The sequence below is a fragment of the Pseudomonas sp. TNT2022 ID642 genome, assembly GCF_028656995.1.
Classification (GTDB): domain Bacteria; phylum Pseudomonadota; class Gammaproteobacteria; order Pseudomonadales; family Pseudomonadaceae; genus Aquipseudomonas.
Window position 1 is genome coordinate 1 of the sequence record NZ_JAMDGW010000023.1, and the last position, 19,195, is coordinate 19,195.

Sequence of the window (19,195 nt, forward strand, 5' to 3'; positions counted from 1 at the left end):
CTGCTGTTGTATGTGAGTCCAGCTCGGTATTTCACGTAGGCGTACCTCCACCAATCACCTCGGTCAGTTCCTTCTCCCTCCGGGAGAGGGCCAGGGTGAGGGGCTTTTGTTTTCAGGTTTTTCGGGGTGTATGGGGGTAAATTTTTTTCTTTGGTTTCGTTTCTTCGACAGGCTCATTGCGCGTGGACGCGTGGGTGTTTTTCGGGTGGATCCGCATTAGCGCCAGATCCGCTCTTTGGCATGTCGATCAGGAGCGAGCGTGATTATTTCCAGACAGTTAACCGGACTGACCTTTGCCGGCGTGGTTTTCGGGCTGAGCTGTTCAGCCCATGCGTTCAGCCCGGCCACTGATGTCAGCGCCGACATTCGCCGCACCGCTTTTGGGGTGCCGCATATTCGTGCACAGGACGAGCGCGGGCTCGGTTTTGGCATCGGCTACGCCTATGCGCAGGACAATCTGTGCCTGTTGGCCAACGAGATCGTGACGGTCAACGGCCAGCGTTCACGCTATTTCGGTCCGGATCAGCTCACCGTCGAACAACGCGAAAACCGTGTCAGCGACGTGTTTTTTACCTGGCTCAACACACCGCAAGCGGTGAAGGCATTCTGGCAGGCGCAACCTGCCCAGGTGCGTGATCTGGTCGAAGGCTATGCTGCCGGCTACAACCGCTATCTGGCCGAGCGCCGCCCGCAAGGCTTGCCGCAACAGTGTCAGGGCGAGTGGGTGCGAGACATTGCGCCGGAAGATCTGGTGAAGCTGACCCGCCGTCTGCTGGTCGAGGGTGGGGTCGGTCAGTTTGCCGAGGCCCTGGCCGGCGCCACACCGCCGCATGCGACCGCCGCCATCGAACAAAACGCGCAAGCCTATCAGTTGGCCGATGCCCGTCAGCAACGCTTTGCCCTTGATCGTGGCAGCAATGCCGTCGCCGTCGGCAGCGAGCGTTCGTTCAACGGGCGCGGGATGTTGCTGGCCAACCCGCATTTCCCTTGGGTCGGCGGTATGCGCTTCTATCAGATGCACCTGACCATCCCTGGCAAACTCGATGTGATGGGCGCCGCCTTGCCGGGACTGCCGATGATCAATATCGGCTTCAATCAGCATCTGGCCTGGACGCACACGGTCGATTCGTCAAAACACTTCACCTTGTATCGCCTGCAACTCGATCCGAAGGATTCCACACGCTATCTGCTCGATGGCAAGTCATTGCCGCTGAACAAACAGACCGTCACCGTGCAGGTGAAGCAGGCAGACGGGCAGGTAGTGCCGGTCTCGCGTGATGTTTACAGCTCGCAGTTCGGCCCGATCGTGCAATGGCCGGGCAAGCTCGACTGGGACAATCAGTTCGCCTATAGCCTGCGCGATGCCAATATCGACAATGATCGTGTGCTGAATCAGTGGTACGCGATGAATCAGGCGTCCACCCTCGCGCAGCTGCAGGATTCGGTACACAAGATCCAGGGCATTCCGTGGGTCAACACCCTGGCCGTCGATGACAAAGGCCAGACGCTGTACATGAACCTGTCGGTGGTGCCGAACGTCAACGCCGAGAAACTGGCCAAGTGCAGCGATCCACGCATCGGCACACAAATGATCGTGCTGGATGGCTCCAAAAGCGCCTGCGCGTGGGATATCGACCCGGCAGCGGCGCAGAAGGGCATCTATGCAGCCAGCCAGTTGCCGCAACTGTTGCGCAAGGACTTCGTCCAGCATTCCAATGACTCGGCATGGCTGGCCAACCCGGCGCAACCGCTGACCGGTTTCTCGCCGCTGATCAGTCAGGAAGGTCAACCGCTGGGCTTACGCTCGCGTTTCGCCCTGGATCGCTTGAGCACGCTGGGTAAAAAAGGTCCGTTGGCAGTGAAAGATCTGCAGCAAATGGTGATGGACGATCAGGTGTATCTGGCGACTCAGGTTGTGCCGGATCTGCTGAAGTTCTGTGCCGCTGACCTTGGCGCCGATGCGCAAGCACTGAAGCCGGTTTGCACCAGCCTCAAGGCATGGGATGGTCGGGCCAATCTGGATGCTGGCCTGGGCCTGGTGCATTTCCAGAACATCATGCAGGCATTGCAGGCTTCGCCGGATGTCTGGCGCGTCGCGTTCGATCCCAAAGATGCTCAACACACTCCGCGTGGCCTGGCATTCGAGCAACCAGCGGTGGCCAAGGCGCTGCGTGAGGCCATGCTGGCGTCGGTCGAATTGAGCACAAAAATGGGCCTGAAGCCGCAAACCCGCTGGGGCGATATCCAGGTCGTCAGCAGTGGCGGACAACAGACACCGATTCATGGTGGCCCGGGCACTTTGGGCATCTACAACGCCATTCAGAGCGTGCCACGTGAAGATGGCAAACTCGAAGTGGTCAGCGGTACCAGCTATCTGCAGGTCGTGACCTTCGATGAAAAGGGTCCGCACGCGCAAGGGCTGCTGGCGTTCTCGCTGTCGAGCGATCCGGCGTCGAAATATTCGCGGGATCAGACCGAAGCGTTCTCGAAGAAACAGTGGAGTGTGCTGCCGTTCACCGAACAGCAGATTCAGGCTGACCCGCAGTATCAGGTGCAGACTGTTCGCGAGACATTGGACAAGGCGGGGAAAGTCGCTGCGCAGTAAACCCGAGCGTTACTGGTGTTGAGCCTGAAAACCGCATCCTGCAAGGGATGCGGTTTTCAGTTTTTTGGCGGCTGTTGCGGTATCGAATTGATTACCGGGTTACCTTCCTTGTTGCGGGACAGGTAGACCGGAAGCACCTTGGGCAGGCTGTTGGCGAGGTTATTCAGTTCTTTGATGTTGTAGATGCCGCCCACGCGAATCGAGCCGGTCGTGTTGTCGGCCAACGCCAGCGGGTTGCTCAGATAACGGTTGATCAGTGGCAGGGCTTCGCTCAGTGCCAGATTGTCCAGGACCAGCTTGCCCTGGCGCCAGGCCAGTGACGTGTCGCCGGGGTAGGTCTGGCTGATTTGTGGCATGTAGTCGCCTTGCTTGTAACTCGCCTGCATTGATGGTCCGAGGCGCAAGCCGTCGCCCGGCAATGAGCGATTACTGGTGACCAACACCGACCCTTCGATCAGGTTCACCCGCACCTGATCCTGATACATCCAGACATTGAAGCGTGTGCCCGTCACCCGAATATTGCCTTCACCTGCGCGGACGACAAACGGGTGGGCCATGTCGTGGCTGACCGTAAAGAACGCTTCACCTTTTTTCAGGGTGACGCGGCGTTCGTCCTTGTAATTGCTGAAGGTCAGATCGGTGTTCAGGTTCAGTTCGATCTGGCTGCCATCGCTCAACGTGACCTGCCGGACATTATCGGTGGCAGCGAAATGCTGATAGCTGTTGGGCAACCAGCCCAGATTCCAGCCGGTATAAGCCGCCAACGGCAGTGCGAGTGCACAGACACCTGCGGCTATAGCAAACGGACGCCAAGAGCGCAAAGAAGCTGGGCGCGGTGTCACGACGGAGGGCGATTCAAGGCGCGGCAGGTGTTCGGCCACGTCCCAGATTTCCAGCATGGCTTCATACTCGAACGCGTGCAGGGGATGAGCATCGTGCCATTGCTTGAACGCGCTACGCTCTTCGTCCGTACAGTCAGCGGCATGCACACGCATGCACCAATGCGCAGCGGCATCGGTGATCGCATCGTATTCGGCTTCCGAGAGGGTGTCTTGGGTCATTGACTCGTCCTGATTTCGCACATTCTAACCTTGTCGGGAAGTTACCGAGAACATCCGTCATGGCATTTACCCATCAAAGTGGAACTTATTTTTCGCTCAGGCACCCAAAAAGCAGGACGTCAATGACCACTATCCACAAATGGAGTGAAAAAATGATCAAAAAGACATTCGCAGCTTTAATCGCCACTGCCGGTTTGCTCAGTGCGGGCGCAGCGTTGGCCGACAGGCCGGGCGCAGGCTGGATCACCATTGAAAAAGCCATCGAGATCGTGAAGACCAAGGCTGGTTACGTCGAGGTCTATGAGATCGGGGCCGACAACGACGGCTACTGGAAAGGCGAGGGGCGCAAGGCAGATGGCGTTGTCTACGAGTTCCGTATCGACGGGGCGTCGGGCAATGTATTGCGGGATCAGAAGGATTAACGAATCCAATTGCGTCTTGTAAAAGTACGCCGGCTTTAAGCCGGCGTACTTTTTCCGGTTGTTAAGGCAACGATAGCAAGGATCCTGTCTGGCTAGAGGTTGGCGCCGGCAAAGGTATCGCCGCCTGAGGTGGATCCAGCACTCTGCCCATTTCACTGATCAGCAAAGCGATCGAGTCGGCATTGGCCAATATCACCTCGACTCGTAACTCATCAGAAAGTGGATTGCGAAAGGCTAGACGTGCATCGGCAAGGGTTTTGGTTTTGGTCACACTGAGGATTTTTTTATAATCCCTGACGCGCGATGGCAGTTGATCCAGACCTACCCACACCCCCTTATCATTTTTTTCCGAGAACAACTGCGAAGACTCTATCGAGCGGGACAAGGATTGACGAAGACCGTCCAGATCAGCTTTAACCAGTAGACCCTCTGCGGTTGTCGTATCGACAAGATCGGAGAAGGGGCCCATCGCATAAACCATGGAGAGATCTTCGCTATCGCAGATCAGATGCGAAAGTTCATGGATCAGCGTCGCAGCCCGAGCGTGAGAGTCAATGTTGAACCTGGGAGGCAGGAAAGCGGTAAAAGCATCCATTTTCGGATTAAAAAAGTGTTCGGAAAAATGGACTATTCTGCGCTTGTCGTCTTTGAATACAAACGCAACTGTATTGTCTTTCTTATCGGCATTCAAACCCGCAAAGAAGCGCTCTGTATAGAGCAAATCATCCTTGGGATTAGCCAGCTCACGACAGAGCGGGATGATCACCTTTTCTATCTTGCCGAGCAGCGTGGGCGTTACCTGGGACACTTGGAAAAAATTTCTGAATAGCGTTTCCAGGCGAGTGCCTCCCATGTTGTCGCGATGTATGACGTAGTTATGCAGACAGTTCAGCGCGTAATCTCTTGCCCGGCTGACGGCTTGCTGTATCACAAAGGCTCTGGCGGGATACAGTCGGTTGATTTGTGCCATCCCGCGGGCCTGGATACGCATCATTATTGAGCACTCTTTCTCAATATTGGCTTGCAGAGCATCCTGCTTCCTGGATCGGCAGAGACGGGCCGACTTGTTGGTGCTGGCAACCACAAGTCTTGAGTTCTTCTGTTCAAGTGCCGGTCCCTGGCCCCCGTCTTTGACGCGCAAATACCAGGTTTTTTCAGACTGGATCACTGGATAGACCTTGCCGGCTATCGCCGCGTACTTTTGTGTCGTCGACGAATCCCCATAAACAAGGTCATTGCTCTCAAGCTTGAGCTTCTCAAGAGCTTCGGTGGTTTCAAAGCTTTGCAGATTAATGCGTGAGGAAGCAACGGGCGGGACCTTTGCCCAGCGGGGGGCGGCTTTTACGATTGTAGTCCCGCTGGTTTCGGCAGCCGTCGATCCAGGCGCCTGCGCTTCAGAGGCGAACTCGGCCGTTTCTTCTTCTATTTCTGTTTCCCAGGACAAACGCCCCAGGCTGAACAGGGAAATCGCCCCTGCGATGAAGTTTTTCAGGGCGTTGGACCAATGATGCTCCTGAAAACCTTCGGCGGATTCTTTGAAGTCCTTGTAACTCTTCCAGAGAAAAAACGGTGAGGCGAGTTTTCCCGGCAAAAGATGGGGAACCAGACGAACACCTTGACTGAATAGATACTTCGCCGCTTCCCAGTCGGCTTGCGCATTGATTTGCGGCTGGCAACTGAGCAATCGCGGCAACAGACTGAGCGTGTCCTTGTGCAATCGCTCCAGCAGATTGCCGTTAATGGCAGTGCTTTGCAGCTTGATTTCAGTGGGGTTGCCGATCGTTGTCTGCAAAAGATTCTTGAAGACCGCCTGTTGCCCGGATGGCAAGCGTCGGATGATCAAATCCTGAAAATGCCCGGGTGTATTCAACGCATCTATCAATTGCGCTTCATTTTCGAACTCGCGAAAAACGTATTTGGAGTAGGGGGCGTAGAGCACCCGTGGTCCTGCTTTTCCCGCACCGGGTCCGATGACATAGAGTCCCAGAGCGTCGACGAAGTCCGCGCCTTCGGTCTTGATCAATGAGAGCGGGCAAGCAATGGCTTGAGCGCCCTCCACAGTGGCACGCGCTATCGCATCCGGCATGTCCAGCACCTGGCAAATATAGTCGTAACCGCTTTCCGATAGCTGTTGCTGCAACTTCAACGCGTGCGCGTGCTGCATCAATTGCCAAGGCAACTGACGCACAAAGCGTTCTTTGCTGGTGCGTGCCGAGTCACTCTTGGCTGACAGTGCTTCGGTCATTTTTTGTGTGTAGGTGGTGGTGATTTCGAGGGACTGCAGCAGTTGCTGTACTGCAGACTGATCGAAATCTTTCGGCAAGGCTGTGGCTGTATTCGAGGCAACCTTGAAACCGGTGCCCTGCACGATGTTGTAGTGGTGCAAGGCAAAATCGAGCAGATTGCAGGCTGGGCCTGCCAGTGTCAGATTCGGAGTGATCTGGATGTCCTGTGGCTTGAGTCCAGTGTCCGGGAATCTGGCGTCGAGCTGGTTCTTCAGTGTCTTCTCGACATGAGTGGTCAACGCAGGGATGCCCTCGAGAAAGTCCTTGCCATCAATGAAACTGCGCCGCAACTCATCCAGCAGGGCGAGTTGCGTGCGTTGCTCCGTGACTGGGGCCATGCGCAGCCAGTCTGGGTAATCAAGCCGACGGACAATGGCCCGAGCGAGTTCAATGGCCCGGCGCAGGTTGGTATCGATCACGCTGTTTTTCATCTGATCCAGGTAGTTTTCGAGTGTGTCCTTGTCTTTGATGCAAACGCGTAATAACTCGCAATGGTCGAGGAAATGATCAATGGCCGACTGCATGCGATCGTTCAACACATTGTCTTCAATTAATCGGAAGGCACCCAGCGTGTATTGCTGATCGGGTTGGCGTCGTTTCGGTGGCAGGTTTTCCAGCAGTGTCTGATTCTGGTTGTTGTCGTCGAGCCGCCGTTGCAGCTGCTTTTGCGCAATGGCGATGTCGTCGAACGATTCCAGACCGATGGCCGGCGTCCACAGGATGGCGCGCCCGGAATGCTCGACGTCCATGCCGCCGCGTTCGGTCAGGAGTACGCAGTGGGCAAGCGACAGCACCTCACTTTTGCCGTCGCGGGTGAGAAGAGTGAGCGACCATGCATCCGGCCGGAAGCCATTGAAGGACTGGCGATCCATACGTGTTGCGTATTTTGCGTTGAACACGGTTTCGACTATTTTTCGCTCGGCCGTCAGCCAGGAATCGCCGAGGTTTCTCATCTGTGCCTCACCCCGCACCCCATCCTCGAAAGCCAGCGCCAGTTTCCATCGAATGCCCTCGAGAAAGGCGCGTTGATCGGCGTTACTCGTCGTCGGCTGGTCTTTAAAGTGGCTGGAGAGATTCTCCAGGGTTCGTTCGAGCTTTGTCGCCAACTGCGCAGCCTTGTCGGCCTGAACGAGTGAAGATGGCGGAGAGCTGGTGAACAGCGGTCGGGTACTCCAGCGCTGATTGACGTCAAGCTTGAGCAGGCGCTCGTGAATCATTGCGCGTACATCCAGGGCCTTGTCGAAAAGTGCATGGATGTCAGTTGTGCGTTCGTTCTGACGAAAAAGCTGAAGGGCAAACTCAACGTTCTGCCGTTGTTTAGTGAGGATTGCCTCAAACAGCGTCGTGATGATTTCGCCGCCGATGTTTTCCCCGGACACCTGTACATTGGCGAATCCAAGATAACGATTGCGTTCCTCCAGATTCATGAGGCCGTACAACTCGTCTTCATGTCCGGCGGCATTGAGTTTGGCGGTCAGCGTTTGTTTAAGGTCGGCGTAGTTGGTGAGGACTTGCAAGCCCTGAGTCGGGGTGTAGAGATAGGCATTGTCATGGTTGATCATCAACGAGCCGGCCAACTCGACATAGACGGTCTCATCGCGCAAACACACGGTTTCGAAGCTGGGTCGCCGGACAGCGATATCCGGTTCCCGAATCAAACAGTGCAAGGCGTCGAACTCGGTGGCGGAGAGGATTCCCGTTTCGCGCTTGATCATTAAATCCGCACGTACCTGATCCTGCAGCGCCTGGCTAAAGAATGTGCGTCTGGGTGACCCCTCGAATGAGGCGGCATTCCAGTAAGCCTCGAGCTGTCTAAACAACAGCATGGTCAGTTTTTCCGATGCGGACTTGATCGCTTGCGCCCACGCGACCTGGTCAGCATCACGGCTTGAACGGGCAGGATGGGAAAATTCCGCTGTCTGACCGCGAGGCCAGCCTTGCCGGCGGAAGTGCAGCAGCAGCGCTTCACTCAGTGACAGGGAGTCGACCCACTGCCTGACATCCCCTGAGCGTGGCGCCGTGTCGGCGAAAAAACTGACGCGTGTGCGCGACTGCTGCAAATCGGCAAAGTGAGGTTCGAGCAGCTCATCGAGAATCTTGTCCAGCAGGGTGGTCAGCGCAGGAAGACGTTTGAGCTCATCCAGCAGGTCGCGCGCGCAGGCTTCCCGAGATTGGTTGATCGCGTCTTTTTGATCCTCGAACACATCGCCTTCGATCAGTTCCCGGGTCGCGGTAATACCGCGTTTTTCGACTAACTCCTTGCGCTGTGACACGGTGAGAAAGGCAAACAGATCATCCTTTTCGTCAGCGTTGTCGAGGCGCGTTTGCAAGGCCGTGGTCAGTGCCTTGTCATCACTGTATTTTTTCAGGCCACCGTAGGGGGTATAGAGAAATACGCCGTTGTCATCCGGCCCGGCGCTGAGAATAAAACTGCCGGCCAGTGGCACAGCCAATTGTTTATCGGCGTTGAGCAAAATGCGTTCGGCCAACATGGGTGGGGTTTGCGTGGCGCGCAGGGAATGGGTCGCCAATTGCACATGGGTGAGCCAATTGAAGTCTTTGCTATTGATGCTATGCGTCCGACCCAAGTCAGCATGTCGGCCGGGGAATTTGAGAATATCGGGGAATAGTAAAGGTGCGGTGGGGCTAGACATCATCGAACTCTAAGTGCAGGCGCCTTGGGCGGGAGACACAAGAATAGGTACGCAATTCAGTGCGCAGGCGGTACATAGTTACCGCACACGCCGAGCTGAAATGTGCAGGGCAGGGCGTCAGTCATTGCCGAGTGATCGAAGGGTTGACAGCCGACAGCTCCGCCATGGTTAATCGGTAGGCAAGTCGTCCGTACGCTGTTGTTCCCTCCAATAATCATTCTGGAGCTTCAGATGTCTGCGCCACACGATCATGTGTCCTCTGCTGCCTCGTCCTCGTTGTCTTTCGAGGCGCTGACGCAACTGCTTGAAACGATATTTCTGCGCCACGGCACCTCTGCCGAAGTCGCGCGAGTACTGGCCGCGAACTGCGCCGGGGCCGAACGCGATGGTGCCCACAGCCACGGCGTGTTCCGCATTCCCGGGTATGTCTCGACCCTTGAAAGCGGCTGGGTCAACGGGCATGCCGTGCCGCAAGTCGAAGATGTCGCCTCGGGGTTTGTCCGTGTCGATGCCGGTAATGGTTTCGCGCAACCGGCGCTGGCCGCCGCCCGGCCGTTGCTGGTCGAGAAGGCGCGTAACGCCGGGATTGCCGTGTTGGCGATTCGTAACTCGCATCACTTTGCCGCGCTGTGGCCGGATGTCGAGCCGTTCGCTGACGAAGGTCTGGTCGCGCTGAGCGTGGTCAACAGCATGACCTGCGTGGTGCCCCATGGCGCCGACCGGCCACTGTTCGGCACCAACCCGATTGCCTTCGCCGCACCACGGGCCGGTGCTGCGCCGATTGTCTTCGACCTGGCCACCAGCGCGATCGCCCATGGCGACGTGCAGATCGCCGCGCGCAAAGGCGAACGGCTGCCGGCCGGAATGGGCGTGGACAGCCTCGGCCAGCCGACTCAAGACCCCAAGGCGATTCTTGAAGGGGGAGCACTGTTACCGTTCGGTGGCCATAAAGGCTCGGCGTTGTCGATGATGGTCGAGCTGTTGGCCGCCGCGTTGACGGGGGGCAATTTTTCCTTTGAATTTGATTGGTCCAATCATCCCGGGGCGAAAACGCCGTGGACCGGGCAGTTATTGATTGTCATCGATCCGAGCAAAGCCGCAGGGCAGAGTTTTGCCGAGCGCAGTGGCGAATTGGTGCGGCAGATGCACGGGGTCGGACTCAAGCGTTTGCCGGGGGATCGTCGGCATTGGCAGCGCAGTAAGTCGCTGGCTGAGGGCATTGTGCTGGACGCGCAGACATTGGCGCAGTTGCGTGAGTTGGCGGCGGTGTGAGCAAAGAGCAAAGGCCCCTCATCGGAACGCCGCCCGCCTAACCCTCTCCCAGGGGGAGAGGGGACTGACCGAGGTGAATGGGGGAGGTGCGCCGACGTGAAAGATCGAGCTGAGCTCAGGTTTTGAACGCGGCAAAACTGGCAAAAACAAGCAGGCATAAAAAAGGCGAACCCAGTGGGTTCGCCTTTTTTTGTGTGCGTTTGACTCAGCGACGGCCGAGCAGCAAACCAACCACCAGACCGAAACCGGCGGAGATCGCCACGGTCTGCCATGGATGGCCGCCGATGTAGCTTTCGGTGGCATCGACCGCCGGCTTGGTGCGATCACGCACGCTCGATACCGAATCCAGCGCCTGTTGCAGTTTCAGGGCGATTTGTCCGCGCAGCGTTTCCGCTTCTTCGCCGACCAGTGAGGCGCTGCTCTTGAGCAGTTTGTCGGACTCTTCAATCAGAGCCTGAAGTTCGCTGAAGGCCTGATCCTTGATTTGATCTTCGGCGGCTTGCACGGCGGATTTGCGGGCCATTGGGTGACTCCTTGCAGTTGAATGGACAGTGTTCAATGGAGTGTGACGCTGAGCAAAAAGTTGCACTGAATTTTGGCCAGAGAGAAAAACCTGCGCGGGAGATTTCCGTCGAGCGTGTAAGATGTCGCCATTTTACGCAGCAGGATAATTCCCCATGAGTTTCAATCTGGCCGACAAACCCCTCGCAGAGCGCGCCGCGCTGGAAGACGAGAAATCCCGTCTGTTCGAACTCTGGCAGAACAATCTGGGCAAAGCCAAAGGCGAAGCCGCGCGTTTGTTCGGTGAGCGCGCCAAGCGCAAAGGCAAATGGGCCGAGTGGGTCCGCGCTGAACTGGACGGCATGTCGCCGCCGGAGTTCGCCAACATGGTGCGCAGTGAAGTCAATCGGCTGATGGCCGCCAATAAGTAAAGTCTCAGGTGAACGTCGCGGCAATCGCTTCGCGCACTTTGACCACCACCGGATCGGTCTGCGTGCTGGTGCGCCAGCCCAGTTCGATCGGGTAACGCGGCAGTTTCAGTGGGCAGGGCAGCAGCGCCAGACCGCTGAGTGCCGCGATACTCTCGGCGGCATGCGCCGGAATCGTCGCCACCGCTCGACTGCCCTTGAGCAGCCAGGGCAACGCGGCGAAATGCGTGGTCGAGGCGCACACTCGTCGACTCAGGCCCAGCGCCGCCAAACCCTCATCGGTAATCCCGATAAAACCGCCGGACGAGACCAGAAGGTGCTCGCGGGCGACGAATTCGTCGAGGTCGATCTGCTGCTGGCCGGGCGTAAGACTCGCCGGATCGACCAGACAGGCATAACCACCTTCGCCCAACACCTGACGGCTGAGCAGGCGTTCGGCAAAGCCACCCGCCGTGATTGCCAGGTCGATGCTGCGTTCCATCAAGGCGCGGGCGACGATCTGGCTGTGGGTCTGACGGAAGATCAGGCGCAGCTTCGGCGCACTGCGGGCAATTTCTTCGATCAGGCGGCGGCCGTAGGCGATCTCGAAGTCATCCGACAGCCCGACAATCACCGAACGGCCGTCGTATTGATTGGCGGCGGGGTCGACCATTGCCAGACTTTGCCGGCATTTGTTCAGCGCCTCGCTGACCACCGGTTTCAATTGATTGGCTTTGAGTGTCGGCGCCAGTCCGCGCCCGGTGCGCACAAACAATTGATCGCCGTAAACCTCACGTAACCGGCGCAGCGCCGCGCTGACGGCCGATTGCGTCACGCCCAGACGCAACGCCGCGCGGCTGGCGCTGGATTCTTCGTGCAGAGCTTCGAAGACTTTCAGCAAGTTGAGGTCGACGGTGGCGATATTCATTTGGCTCATATCATTCAGCAGTGTTCGGGGCTTTATTCATGATCGCGTGGCGCCGCAGAATCAGCAACATCTGAACCTGATGGAGTCACCTCGATGCCCAAATCAATTGTTGCTGCGCTGCAAATCGGCGCCTTGCCCGAAGGCAAAGACGCCACCCTGGATCAGATTCTCAGTTGGGAAGACGCAATCATCGAGGCCAGCGCGGCGCTGGTGGTGATGCCGGAAGCGCTGCTGGGCGGTTATCCAAAAGGCGAGGCCTTCGGCACGCAATTGGGTTATCGCCTGCCGGAAGGGCGCGAGGCCTACGCCCGTTATTTTGCCAACGCGATCGATGTGCCTGGCGCCGAGACCCAAGCACTGGCCGCGCTGTCGGCGCGCACTGGGGCCAATCTGGTGATCGGGGTGATCGAGCGCGCCGGCAGCACCTTATATTGCACGGCGCTGTATTTCGATCCGCAGGCTGGGCTCGTCGCCAAACACCGCAAACTGATGCCGACCGGCACCGAGCGGCTGATCTGGGGCAAGGGCGACGGCTCGACCTTGCCGGTGCTCGAGACGCAGGTCGGCAAGCTTGGCGCGGTGGTGTGCTGGGAAAACATGATGCCGCTGCTGCGCACGGCGATGTATGCCAAGGGCATTGAAGTCTGGTGCGCGCCGACCGTCGATGAGCGCGAGATGTGGCAGGTCAGCATGCGCCATATCGCCCATGAAGGCCGTTGCTTTGTGGTCAGTGCGTGTCAGGTGCAGGCGTCGCCGAATGAACTGGGCGTGGAGATCGCCAATTGGCCGGCGGATCGGCCGTTGATTGCCGGTGGCAGCGTGATTGTCGGGCCGATGGGTGATGTGCTGGCGGGGCCGTTGCGGGGGGAGGCGGGGTTGCTGACGGCTGAAATCGACACCGATGAACTGGTGCGTGCGCGCTATGACTACGACGTGGTCGGCCACTATGCGCGGCCGGATGTGTTTGAGTTGTCAGTAGATGAACGCGCCAAACACGGGGTGCGCTTCAACACCTAACCCACTGCCTTGGTAACCCCTGTAGGAGCTGCCGAAGGCTGCGATCTTTTGATCTTGATCTTAAAAAACAAAAGCAAAAGATCGCAGCCTTCGGCAGCTCCTACAATGGATCGCTGGTGTGTCTGGAAATCAGTGGCGTTGCAGCCATTCCTCACGAGTGATTTCCCAAAGCTCCCGAGGGAAACGCCCACCGACGAAATCGCCTTCATCGGTCCGGATCAAGCGCATCCCCACGCGCTCCGAGAGCTTGCGCGAGCCGATGTTTGGCGCTGCTTTCGGCACGCGCATCAGCGGGCGTTGCAGAACGTTGAACCAGTAATCGGTCACAACAACGCAGGCTTCAGCCATCAACCCCTGACCTTGCCACGCCGGCGCCAGCCAGAAGCCGCGGTGGTTGTCCGTCTGATCCATCAGGCTGATCTTGCCGATCAATTGTTCCGGTGCCGATTTCAGGCGAATCGTCCAAGGCCATTCCTTGCCCGCCGCGACCGCCGGCAAGACAATGTCGCGCAGATAGGCGAGGGCACCGCCATGGCACGGCCGCGTTCAGATAACGCACCACGTCCCAATGCGGAAATTCGCGCTGCACCGCTTCGGCATCGGCCAGTTGCAATGGGCGCAGGATCAGTCGTTCGGTGTACAGCGTCGGTAAGTCTTCCATAAACCTGCAGCCTCCCTGAGTGTCTTTAATGAACGAAGCAGGCTAACGCATTTTTACCAGGTCGCGGCAGTAGCTTTGGGCAGGCTGAGCTTGCCGCTGTCGACAAAGCGCATGGTGCCAAACAGACCGCCGGCAAGCTTGCCGCGCAGCACATAGGGCAGGTTATCGAGGGTTTGCGTCTGACTCAGGCCCAATGTCTGGCGCAGTACCGAGAACGCCGAAATGCTGACCGGTACGCTGACGATGGCCTCGGAAAACCGTGGAATCGAGCCGCTCTGATCGCTGACACCGGAGGCCAGTGAATGGCCGTTGACCTCCAGATCCAACGCGATGCCGTTGTAGTCGATGGCCGTCTCATTGGGGTTTTGCACGCGAATCTTGATGGCGAAGCGCACTTCCAGATCCTGACTCGGCAACGGCTCGAGACCGACCACGTTGATGTTTACCGGATCACGGTTGGGGAACAGCGCGCAGGCGCTGAGGGACAGCAGCAGTAACGACAGAATGACGGCGTGCAAGCGGCGCATAAACAGTCTCTCAACAAAAAAGGGCTGAACCGTTACCGGCTCAGCCCTTTCGTTTAGAGGCCAGACGTTAGCGGTTCAACTGTGCGACAGCCGCCGCTGGGGCAGGTTCACCTTTGGCCGGCATATCGGGGTTTTCCATGACCTGCAGAATAGAAGCTTCCGGGTCGAAATCGTCTTCTTCCAGCTCGATGAACTCTTCTGGCAGGAAGATGTTCAGCACGATAGCGCACAACGCACCGACGGTGATCGGCGATTCGAAGATGTTGCGCAGCGCTTGCGGCAGTTCACGCAGTACTTCCGGCACCGCCGCGATGCCCAGGCCCATGCCCAGCGAAATAGCCACGATCAGCATGTTGCGCCGATGCAGACCGGCCTCGGCGAGGATCTTGATCCCGGCCACCGCCACAGTGCCGAACATCACCAGTTCGGCACCGCCGAGTACCGGTTTCGGCATCAGTTGCAGCACTGCGCCGATCATCGGGAACAGGCCCAGCAGCACCAGCAAACCGGCAATGAAGAAAGCCACGTAACGGCTGGCCACGCCAGTGAGCTGAATCACGCCGTTGTTCTGCGCGAAGGTCACCATCGGCATGCTGTTGAACACCGCAGCCATGGCCGAGTTGAGGCCGTCGGCGAGCAGGCCGGATTTGATCCGGCGGATGTACAGCGGGCCTTTGACCGGTTGCCGGGAAATCATCGAGTTGGCCGTCAGATCACCGGCAGCCTCCAGCGGCGACACGAGGAAAATTACCGCCACTGGCACGAACGCCACCCAGTCGAAGTTGAAACCGTACTTGAACGGCACCGGCACGCTGACCAGCGGCACTTCGGGCATCGAGGCGAAATTCACCGTACCCATCAGCCAAGCGACCACGTAGCCGAGGGTCAGGCCGATGACGATCGCGCCCAGGCGCAGAAACGGCACGTCGACGCGATTCAGCACAACGATGGTGCCGATCACCAGCGCTGCGAGGAAGATATGGCTGGCCGCGCCCAGATCAGGCGCGCCGAAGCCGCCGGCGATGTCGGTCATTGCCACTTTGATCAGCGACAGGCCCATCAACGTGATGATGGTGCCGGTGACCACCGGGGTGATCAGCATGCGCAGTTTGCCGATGAACTGGCTCAGCACCACTTCGATGAACGCGGCGAAAAAGCACACGCCGAAGATCGTCGAGAGGATTTCATCGGTGCCGCCGCCGCGCGCCTTGACCATGAACCCGGCGCTGAGAATCACGCTGATAAAGGAAAAACTGGTGCCTTGCAGGCACAACAGTCCCGAACCCACCGGGCCAAAACGCTTGGCCTGGACGAAAGTGCCGAGCCCGGACACGAACAGCGCCATGCTGATCAGGTAGGGGATTTCGCTTTGCAGACCGAGGGCGCCGCCCATGATCAGGGTGGGAGTAATGATGCCGACGAAGCTGGCCAACACGTGTTGCAGCGCGGCAAATACGGTGGCAGTCAGGTTCGGGCGGTCGTTGAGGCCGTAAATCAGGTCGTTGTTGCGCGGGGCTTTTTCAGAGGCGGTCATGGTGTTTTGCGCGCCGCGAGGCGGGGCCGGGTCAGAAAATGGAGGCGCAGGATGCCGGAAGAGGGCGGCGAGGGCAACGAGCAATAACTGCCTGAAAGGTCAGGTTTTATTGGCCGCTATCGGCAAACGCCCGTGTAGGAGCTGTCGAGTGAGACGAGGCTGCGATCCTTCAAGATCAAAAGATCGTCCGATCGCGGCCCGAGCCTGCGGCAGCTCCTACGCGAGATTGAATGCGGCCAGTAAATCCTCTTCAAAAGCTTTTTGCGCATCCCCCGGCACCTGCGCCCGATGCCGGGCCAGATGAAACGCCACGTCAAAACTCAGTTCGCCTTCACGCACCGGCCGCAACAAACCCTTGGCCTGCCAGCTGCGCGCATAGTGATCCGGCAGATAGCCGACATGTTTACCCGACAGAATAAACGTCAGCGTGCCCTCAACCTGTTCCGACCGCGCCGAGCAGACCTTGCCCTGAAACGGCTCGTCACTGCGCAAAAACCGATAGGGGTGATCGACCCGGTCGCACGCCTGCAAAGCGGCATCGCTGGGCGCCATATCGGTAAATAACGGATGGCCCGGCGCACAATACAAATGCTGGGTTTCGCTGAACAACTGGCGATAGTCGAAGGCGCTTTGCACTTGCGAGAAATAGCCGATGGCCAGATCCAGTCGCTGTTGCAACAGCAGGCGTTCCATTTCTCCGGGCATGGCGCTGATCAGTTCGATGCGCACCGACTCATCGCGCTCGCGAAAACGCCGGATCGCCTCAGCCACCCGTTGCAATACGGATTGATCGACCGACTCGGAGATCCCCAGACGCACTTCACCGATCAAACGCCCGGCGACGCCGTTGGATTGATGGCGAAAGGTTTCGATCGATTCAAACAACATACGCACCGCGATCAGCAACTGCTCGCCCTTGGGCGTGACGCTGAAGCCACCCTTGCCACGACTGCACAAACGATAGCCAAGGCGGGTTTCCAGTTTGGCCATTTGCTGGCTGATGCTCGACTGGCTTAGGCCCAGATCACCTTGGGCCGCACTGAAACCACCGCACTCGACCACTCGCACAAACAGGCGCAACAGCTGCAAATCGACGTCGTGCAGTTGACCCAACATCACATTACTCCGGGATAAAGTCAGGATAATTATTCGGCAATTTTTCTAATGTATCCGACGGCGCATCCTGCAACCACTTCCCCCGGTCAGGTGTTCGTCATGGCTCCCGTTTTCAAGCTGTGTTTCCCCGCGCTGCTGTTGTCCGTGGCTCTTCAGGTTCAGGCCGAGGACAACACCCTCAACCTCTACAGCTGGGCGGATTACGTACCGCCGCAAACCTTGCAACGGTTCGAGCAGGAAACCGGCATTCACGTGCGTTACGACACCTTCGACACCTCCGAGGTGCTTGAGACCAAGTTGCTCACCGGCGGCAGTGGTTATGACGTGGTGGTGCCGTCGTCCAGCGTGCTGGCGCGGGGACTGGCGGCCGGCGCGTTACAGGAAATTCCTCACGAAGGGCTAAAGGGCTACGCCAATCTTGATCCGGACTTGCTGGAGAAAATGGCCGCCGTCGACCCCGGCAATCGTTACGGCGTGCCTTACACCTGGGGCACTTTGGGTTTGGGCATGAACGTCGAGGCGGTGAAACAACGCTTGCCCGATGTACCGCTGAACAGCCTTGACCTGCTGTTCAAACCCGAGAACGCCAGCAAGCTCAAGGATTGTGGCATCGCGATCCTCGATTCGCCGCAGGAAGTCATCGGTCTGGCCCTGCATTACTTGGGTAAAGATCCCTACAGCACGGACAAGAATGATCTGGCTGCCGCCGAGGCGTTGTTGCAGAAACTACAGCCGTCCGTGCTGTACGTCGCCACCGGCCGGCAGATCAATGATCTGGCCAGCGGCAACGTGTGCCTCGCGCTGACTTACAACGGCGACGCGAGCATGGCCGCTGATCAGGCACACAAGGCCAACAAACCGTTTGAAGTGGCGTACCGCATTCCCAAGGAAGGCACGCTGGTGTGGCAGGACAATCTGGCCATCCCTAAAGACGCGCCGCACCCGCAAGCCGCGCGGGCGTTTATCGAGTTCATGCTGCGCCCCGATTCCGTGGCCGAACTGACCAATACGCTGTTTTTCGCCACCGCCAACCAGGCCGCCACGCCGCTGGTGGATGAGGCCGTGCGCAACGACCCCGACATCTACCCACCCAGCGAGGTGCGCGCGCGGCTCTATGCCGATCGCAGCATGAGCCTCAAGGACATGCGTCAGCGCACGCGTCTGTGGACCACTTTCCGTAGCCACCAATAACAACAGGAGCACCACGATGGATGTGCCCATGCAAAACGATCAGGCGATCACCCGTGACAGCGTGTACGGCACTGCTGCCGAAAGTACTTACGCCGGCATTACCAGTTTCATGCGCCGACGCTACAGCCGTGACCTGCGTGGTGTCGATGTCGCGGTCAGCGGCGTGCCGTTCGATACCGCCACCAGCAACCGCCCCGGCGCCCGTTTCGGGCCACGCGGGATTCGCGCGGCTTCTACCGGGATTGCCTGGGAGCGCCACTGGCCATGGACGTTCGACCCGTTCGATCATCTGGCGGTCATCGATTACGGCGACTGCGCTTTCGATTACGGCGCGCCACACAGCATTCCAGAAAGCATCGAAGTCCACGCCGAGCACATTCTCAACGCGGGCAGCGCGATGCTGACGTTTGGTGGCGACCACTTCATTAGCTATCCGCTGCTCAAGGCCCACGCACGCAAGCACGGGACGCTGTCGCTGATTCATTTCGATGCGCACAGCGACACCTGGCCAGACGAAGAGGGTAAACGGGTCGATCACGGCACTATGTTCTGGCACGCCGCTCGGGAAGGGCTGGTGGATCCGGCGCGCTCAGTGCAGATCGGTTTGCGCACGACCAATGACGATCACATGGGCTTTCAGGTGCTGGACGCTCGGCAGGTGCATCGCCGTGGCTGCGAAGCGATTGTCGAAGCGATCCGCGCCCGGGTTGGCGATAACCCGGTGTACCTGACGTTCGACATCGACTGTCTGGACCCGGCGTTCGCTCCCGGCACCGGAACCCCTGTCTGCGGAGGCTTGAGCACCGTGCAAGCGTTGGAGATTCTCGGCGGTTTGCGCGGGATCAATCTGGTCGGGATGGATGTGGTGGAAGTCGCCCCGGCTTACGATCACGCCGAGGTCACCTCGCTGGCCGCCGCCACACTGGCGATGGAAATGCTTTGCCTCTACGCCGCCCGCCACAAAGTCGATCATTAACCCGCACACCCTAAACCCTGTGGGAGCGAGCCTGCTCG

14 protein-coding genes and 1 pseudogene are annotated in these 19,195 nt (G+C 58.5%); 7 read left to right on the plus strand and 8 right to left on the minus strand.

Annotated elements, in window-relative coordinates; all coding sequences use genetic code 11:
• Positions 1–259 precede the first annotated feature (259 nt).
• Positions 260–2,605, plus strand: coding sequence for a bifunctional acylase PvdQ (pvdQ, locus tag M5G26_RS22440; RefSeq protein WP_273916506.1), 2,346 nt, complete (start codon positions 260–262; stop codon positions 2,603–2,605).
• A gap of 56 nt (positions 2,606–2,661) precedes the next feature.
• On the opposite strand, the gene M5G26_RS22445 is transcribed toward pvdQ, so the two are convergent.
• Complete coding sequence (locus M5G26_RS22445) at positions 2,662–3,666, minus strand: FecR family protein (protein ID WP_273916507.1); 1,005 nt, start codon at positions 3,664–3,666, stop codon at positions 2,662–2,664.
• 152 nt (positions 3,667–3,818) lie between these two features.
• Here M5G26_RS22445 and M5G26_RS22450 point away from each other — a divergent pair, with 152 nt between their 5' ends.
• Entirely contained in the window at positions 3,819–4,088 is a 270-nt protein-coding gene (locus M5G26_RS22450) for a PepSY domain-containing protein (protein ID WP_134175642.1), read from the plus strand.
• A 61-nt stretch (positions 4,089–4,149) separates the two neighbouring features.
• Here M5G26_RS22450 and M5G26_RS22455 read toward each other — a convergent pair whose 3' ends face one another.
• Complete coding sequence (locus M5G26_RS22455) at positions 4,150–9,027, minus strand: dermonecrotic toxin domain-containing protein (protein ID WP_273916508.1); 4,878 nt, start codon at positions 9,025–9,027, stop codon at positions 4,150–4,152.
• A 231-nt stretch (positions 9,028–9,258) separates the two neighbouring features.
• On the opposite strand from M5G26_RS22455, the gene M5G26_RS22460 reads away from it, so the two are divergent.
• On the plus strand, positions 9,259–10,299 hold the full coding sequence (locus M5G26_RS22460) for an Ldh family oxidoreductase (protein ID WP_273916509.1): 1,041 nt from the start codon (positions 9,259–9,261) through the stop codon (positions 10,297–10,299).
• Between the two features lie 205 nt (positions 10,300–10,504).
• On the opposite strand, the gene M5G26_RS22465 is transcribed toward M5G26_RS22460, so the two are convergent.
• Positions 10,505–10,822: a DUF883 family protein gene (locus M5G26_RS22465; RefSeq protein WP_016982860.1), complete on the minus strand. Its 318-nt coding sequence runs from the start codon at positions 10,820–10,822 to the stop codon at positions 10,505–10,507.
• A gap of 154 nt (positions 10,823–10,976) precedes the next feature.
• Here M5G26_RS22465 and M5G26_RS22470 point away from each other — a divergent pair, with 154 nt between their 5' ends.
• Positions 10,977–11,231 carry a hypothetical protein gene (locus tag M5G26_RS22470; protein WP_057400121.1) on the plus strand — a complete coding sequence of 85 codons (255 nt, stop codon included), beginning with the start codon at positions 10,977–10,979 and terminating at the stop codon, positions 11,229–11,231.
• A gap of 4 nt (positions 11,232–11,235) precedes the next feature.
• Here the strand turns inward: M5G26_RS22470 and M5G26_RS22475 are convergent, their stop codons facing one another.
• On the minus strand, positions 11,236–12,144 hold the full coding sequence (locus M5G26_RS22475; RefSeq protein WP_273916510.1) for a LysR family transcriptional regulator: 909 nt from the start codon (positions 12,142–12,144) through the stop codon (positions 11,236–11,238).
• A gap of 84 nt (positions 12,145–12,228) precedes the next feature.
• Between M5G26_RS22475 and M5G26_RS22480 the strand changes: the two genes are divergently transcribed.
• Positions 12,229–13,152, plus strand: coding sequence for a carbon-nitrogen hydrolase family protein (locus tag M5G26_RS22480; RefSeq protein ID WP_273916511.1), 924 nt, complete (start codon positions 12,229–12,231; stop codon positions 13,150–13,152).
• 129 nt (positions 13,153–13,281) lie between these two features.
• Here the strand turns inward: M5G26_RS22480 and M5G26_RS22485 are convergent.
• The 4 genes and pseudogenes from M5G26_RS22485 to M5G26_RS22500 form a co-directional block, all read right to left on the minus strand.
• Positions 13,282–13,813: pseudogene (locus tag M5G26_RS22485) on the minus strand (GNAT family N-acetyltransferase).
• 53 nt (positions 13,814–13,866) lie between these two features.
• A complete protein-coding gene (locus tag M5G26_RS22490; RefSeq protein WP_122844083.1) occupies positions 13,867–14,340 on the minus strand; it encodes an LEA type 2 family protein in 474 nt (157 codons plus the stop codon).
• A 67-nt stretch (positions 14,341–14,407) separates the two neighbouring features.
• Positions 14,408–15,874, minus strand: coding sequence for a nucleobase:cation symporter-2 family protein (locus M5G26_RS22495; protein ID WP_273916512.1), 1,467 nt, complete (start codon positions 15,872–15,874; stop codon positions 14,408–14,410).
• A gap of 216 nt (positions 15,875–16,090) precedes the next feature.
• Positions 16,091–16,990, minus strand: a complete 900-nt coding sequence (locus tag M5G26_RS22500; protein WP_273916513.1) for a LysR family transcriptional regulator — start codon at positions 16,988–16,990, stop codon at positions 16,091–16,093.
• A 99-nt stretch (positions 16,991–17,089) separates the two neighbouring features.
• On the opposite strand from M5G26_RS22500, the gene M5G26_RS22505 reads away from it, so the two are divergent.
• Both M5G26_RS22505 and speB read left to right on the plus strand, forming a co-directional pair.
• On the plus strand, positions 17,090–18,181 hold the full coding sequence (locus M5G26_RS22505; protein ID WP_273916514.1) for a polyamine ABC transporter substrate-binding protein: 1,092 nt from the start codon (positions 17,090–17,092) through the stop codon (positions 18,179–18,181).
• Positions 18,182–18,197: 16 nt separating this feature from the next.
• Complete coding sequence (speB, locus tag M5G26_RS22510) at positions 18,198–19,157, plus strand: agmatinase (RefSeq protein ID WP_273916515.1); 960 nt, start codon at positions 18,198–18,200, stop codon at positions 19,155–19,157.
• The last annotated feature ends 38 nt before the right edge of the window (positions 19,158–19,195 follow it).

What these genes read in the sequence shown, in the direction of transcription:
- M5G26_RS22445 (WP_273916507.1), bottom strand. Translation starts at nt 3,666, where the DNA reads ATGACCCAAGACACCCTCTCGGAAGCCGAATACGATGCGATCACCGAT.
- M5G26_RS22450 (WP_134175642.1), top strand. Translation starts at nt 3,819, where the DNA reads ATGATCAAAAAGACATTCGCAGCTTTAATCGCCACTGCCGGTTTGCTC.
- M5G26_RS22455 (WP_273916508.1), bottom strand. Translation starts at nt 9,027, where the DNA reads ATGTCTAGCCCCACCGCACCTTTACTATTCCCCGATATTCTCAAATTC.
- M5G26_RS22460 (WP_273916509.1), top strand. Translation starts at nt 9,259, where the DNA reads ATGTCTGCGCCACACGATCATGTGTCCTCTGCTGCCTCGTCCTCGTTG.
- M5G26_RS22465 (WP_016982860.1), bottom strand. Translation starts at nt 10,822, where the DNA reads ATGGCCCGCAAATCCGCCGTGCAAGCCGCCGAAGATCAAATCAAGGAT.
- M5G26_RS22470 (WP_057400121.1), top strand. Translation starts at nt 10,977, where the DNA reads ATGAGTTTCAATCTGGCCGACAAACCCCTCGCAGAGCGCGCCGCGCTG.
- M5G26_RS22475 (WP_273916510.1), bottom strand. Translation starts at nt 12,144, where the DNA reads ATGAGCCAAATGAATATCGCCACCGTCGACCTCAACTTGCTGAAAGTC.
- M5G26_RS22480 (WP_273916511.1), top strand. Translation starts at nt 12,229, where the DNA reads ATGCCCAAATCAATTGTTGCTGCGCTGCAAATCGGCGCCTTGCCCGAA.
- M5G26_RS22490 (WP_122844083.1), bottom strand. Translation starts at nt 14,340, where the DNA reads ATGCGCCGCTTGCACGCCGTCATTCTGTCGTTACTGCTGCTGTCCCTC.
- M5G26_RS22495 (WP_273916512.1), bottom strand. Translation starts at nt 15,874, where the DNA reads ATGACCGCCTCTGAAAAAGCCCCGCGCAACAACGACCTGATTTACGGC.
- M5G26_RS22500 (WP_273916513.1), bottom strand. Translation starts at nt 16,990, where the DNA reads ATGTTGGGTCAACTGCACGACGTCGATTTGCAGCTGTTGCGCCTGTTT.
- M5G26_RS22505 (WP_273916514.1), top strand. Translation starts at nt 17,090, where the DNA reads ATGGCTCCCGTTTTCAAGCTGTGTTTCCCCGCGCTGCTGTTGTCCGTG.
- speB (WP_273916515.1), top strand. Translation starts at nt 18,198, where the DNA reads ATGGATGTGCCCATGCAAAACGATCAGGCGATCACCCGTGACAGCGTG.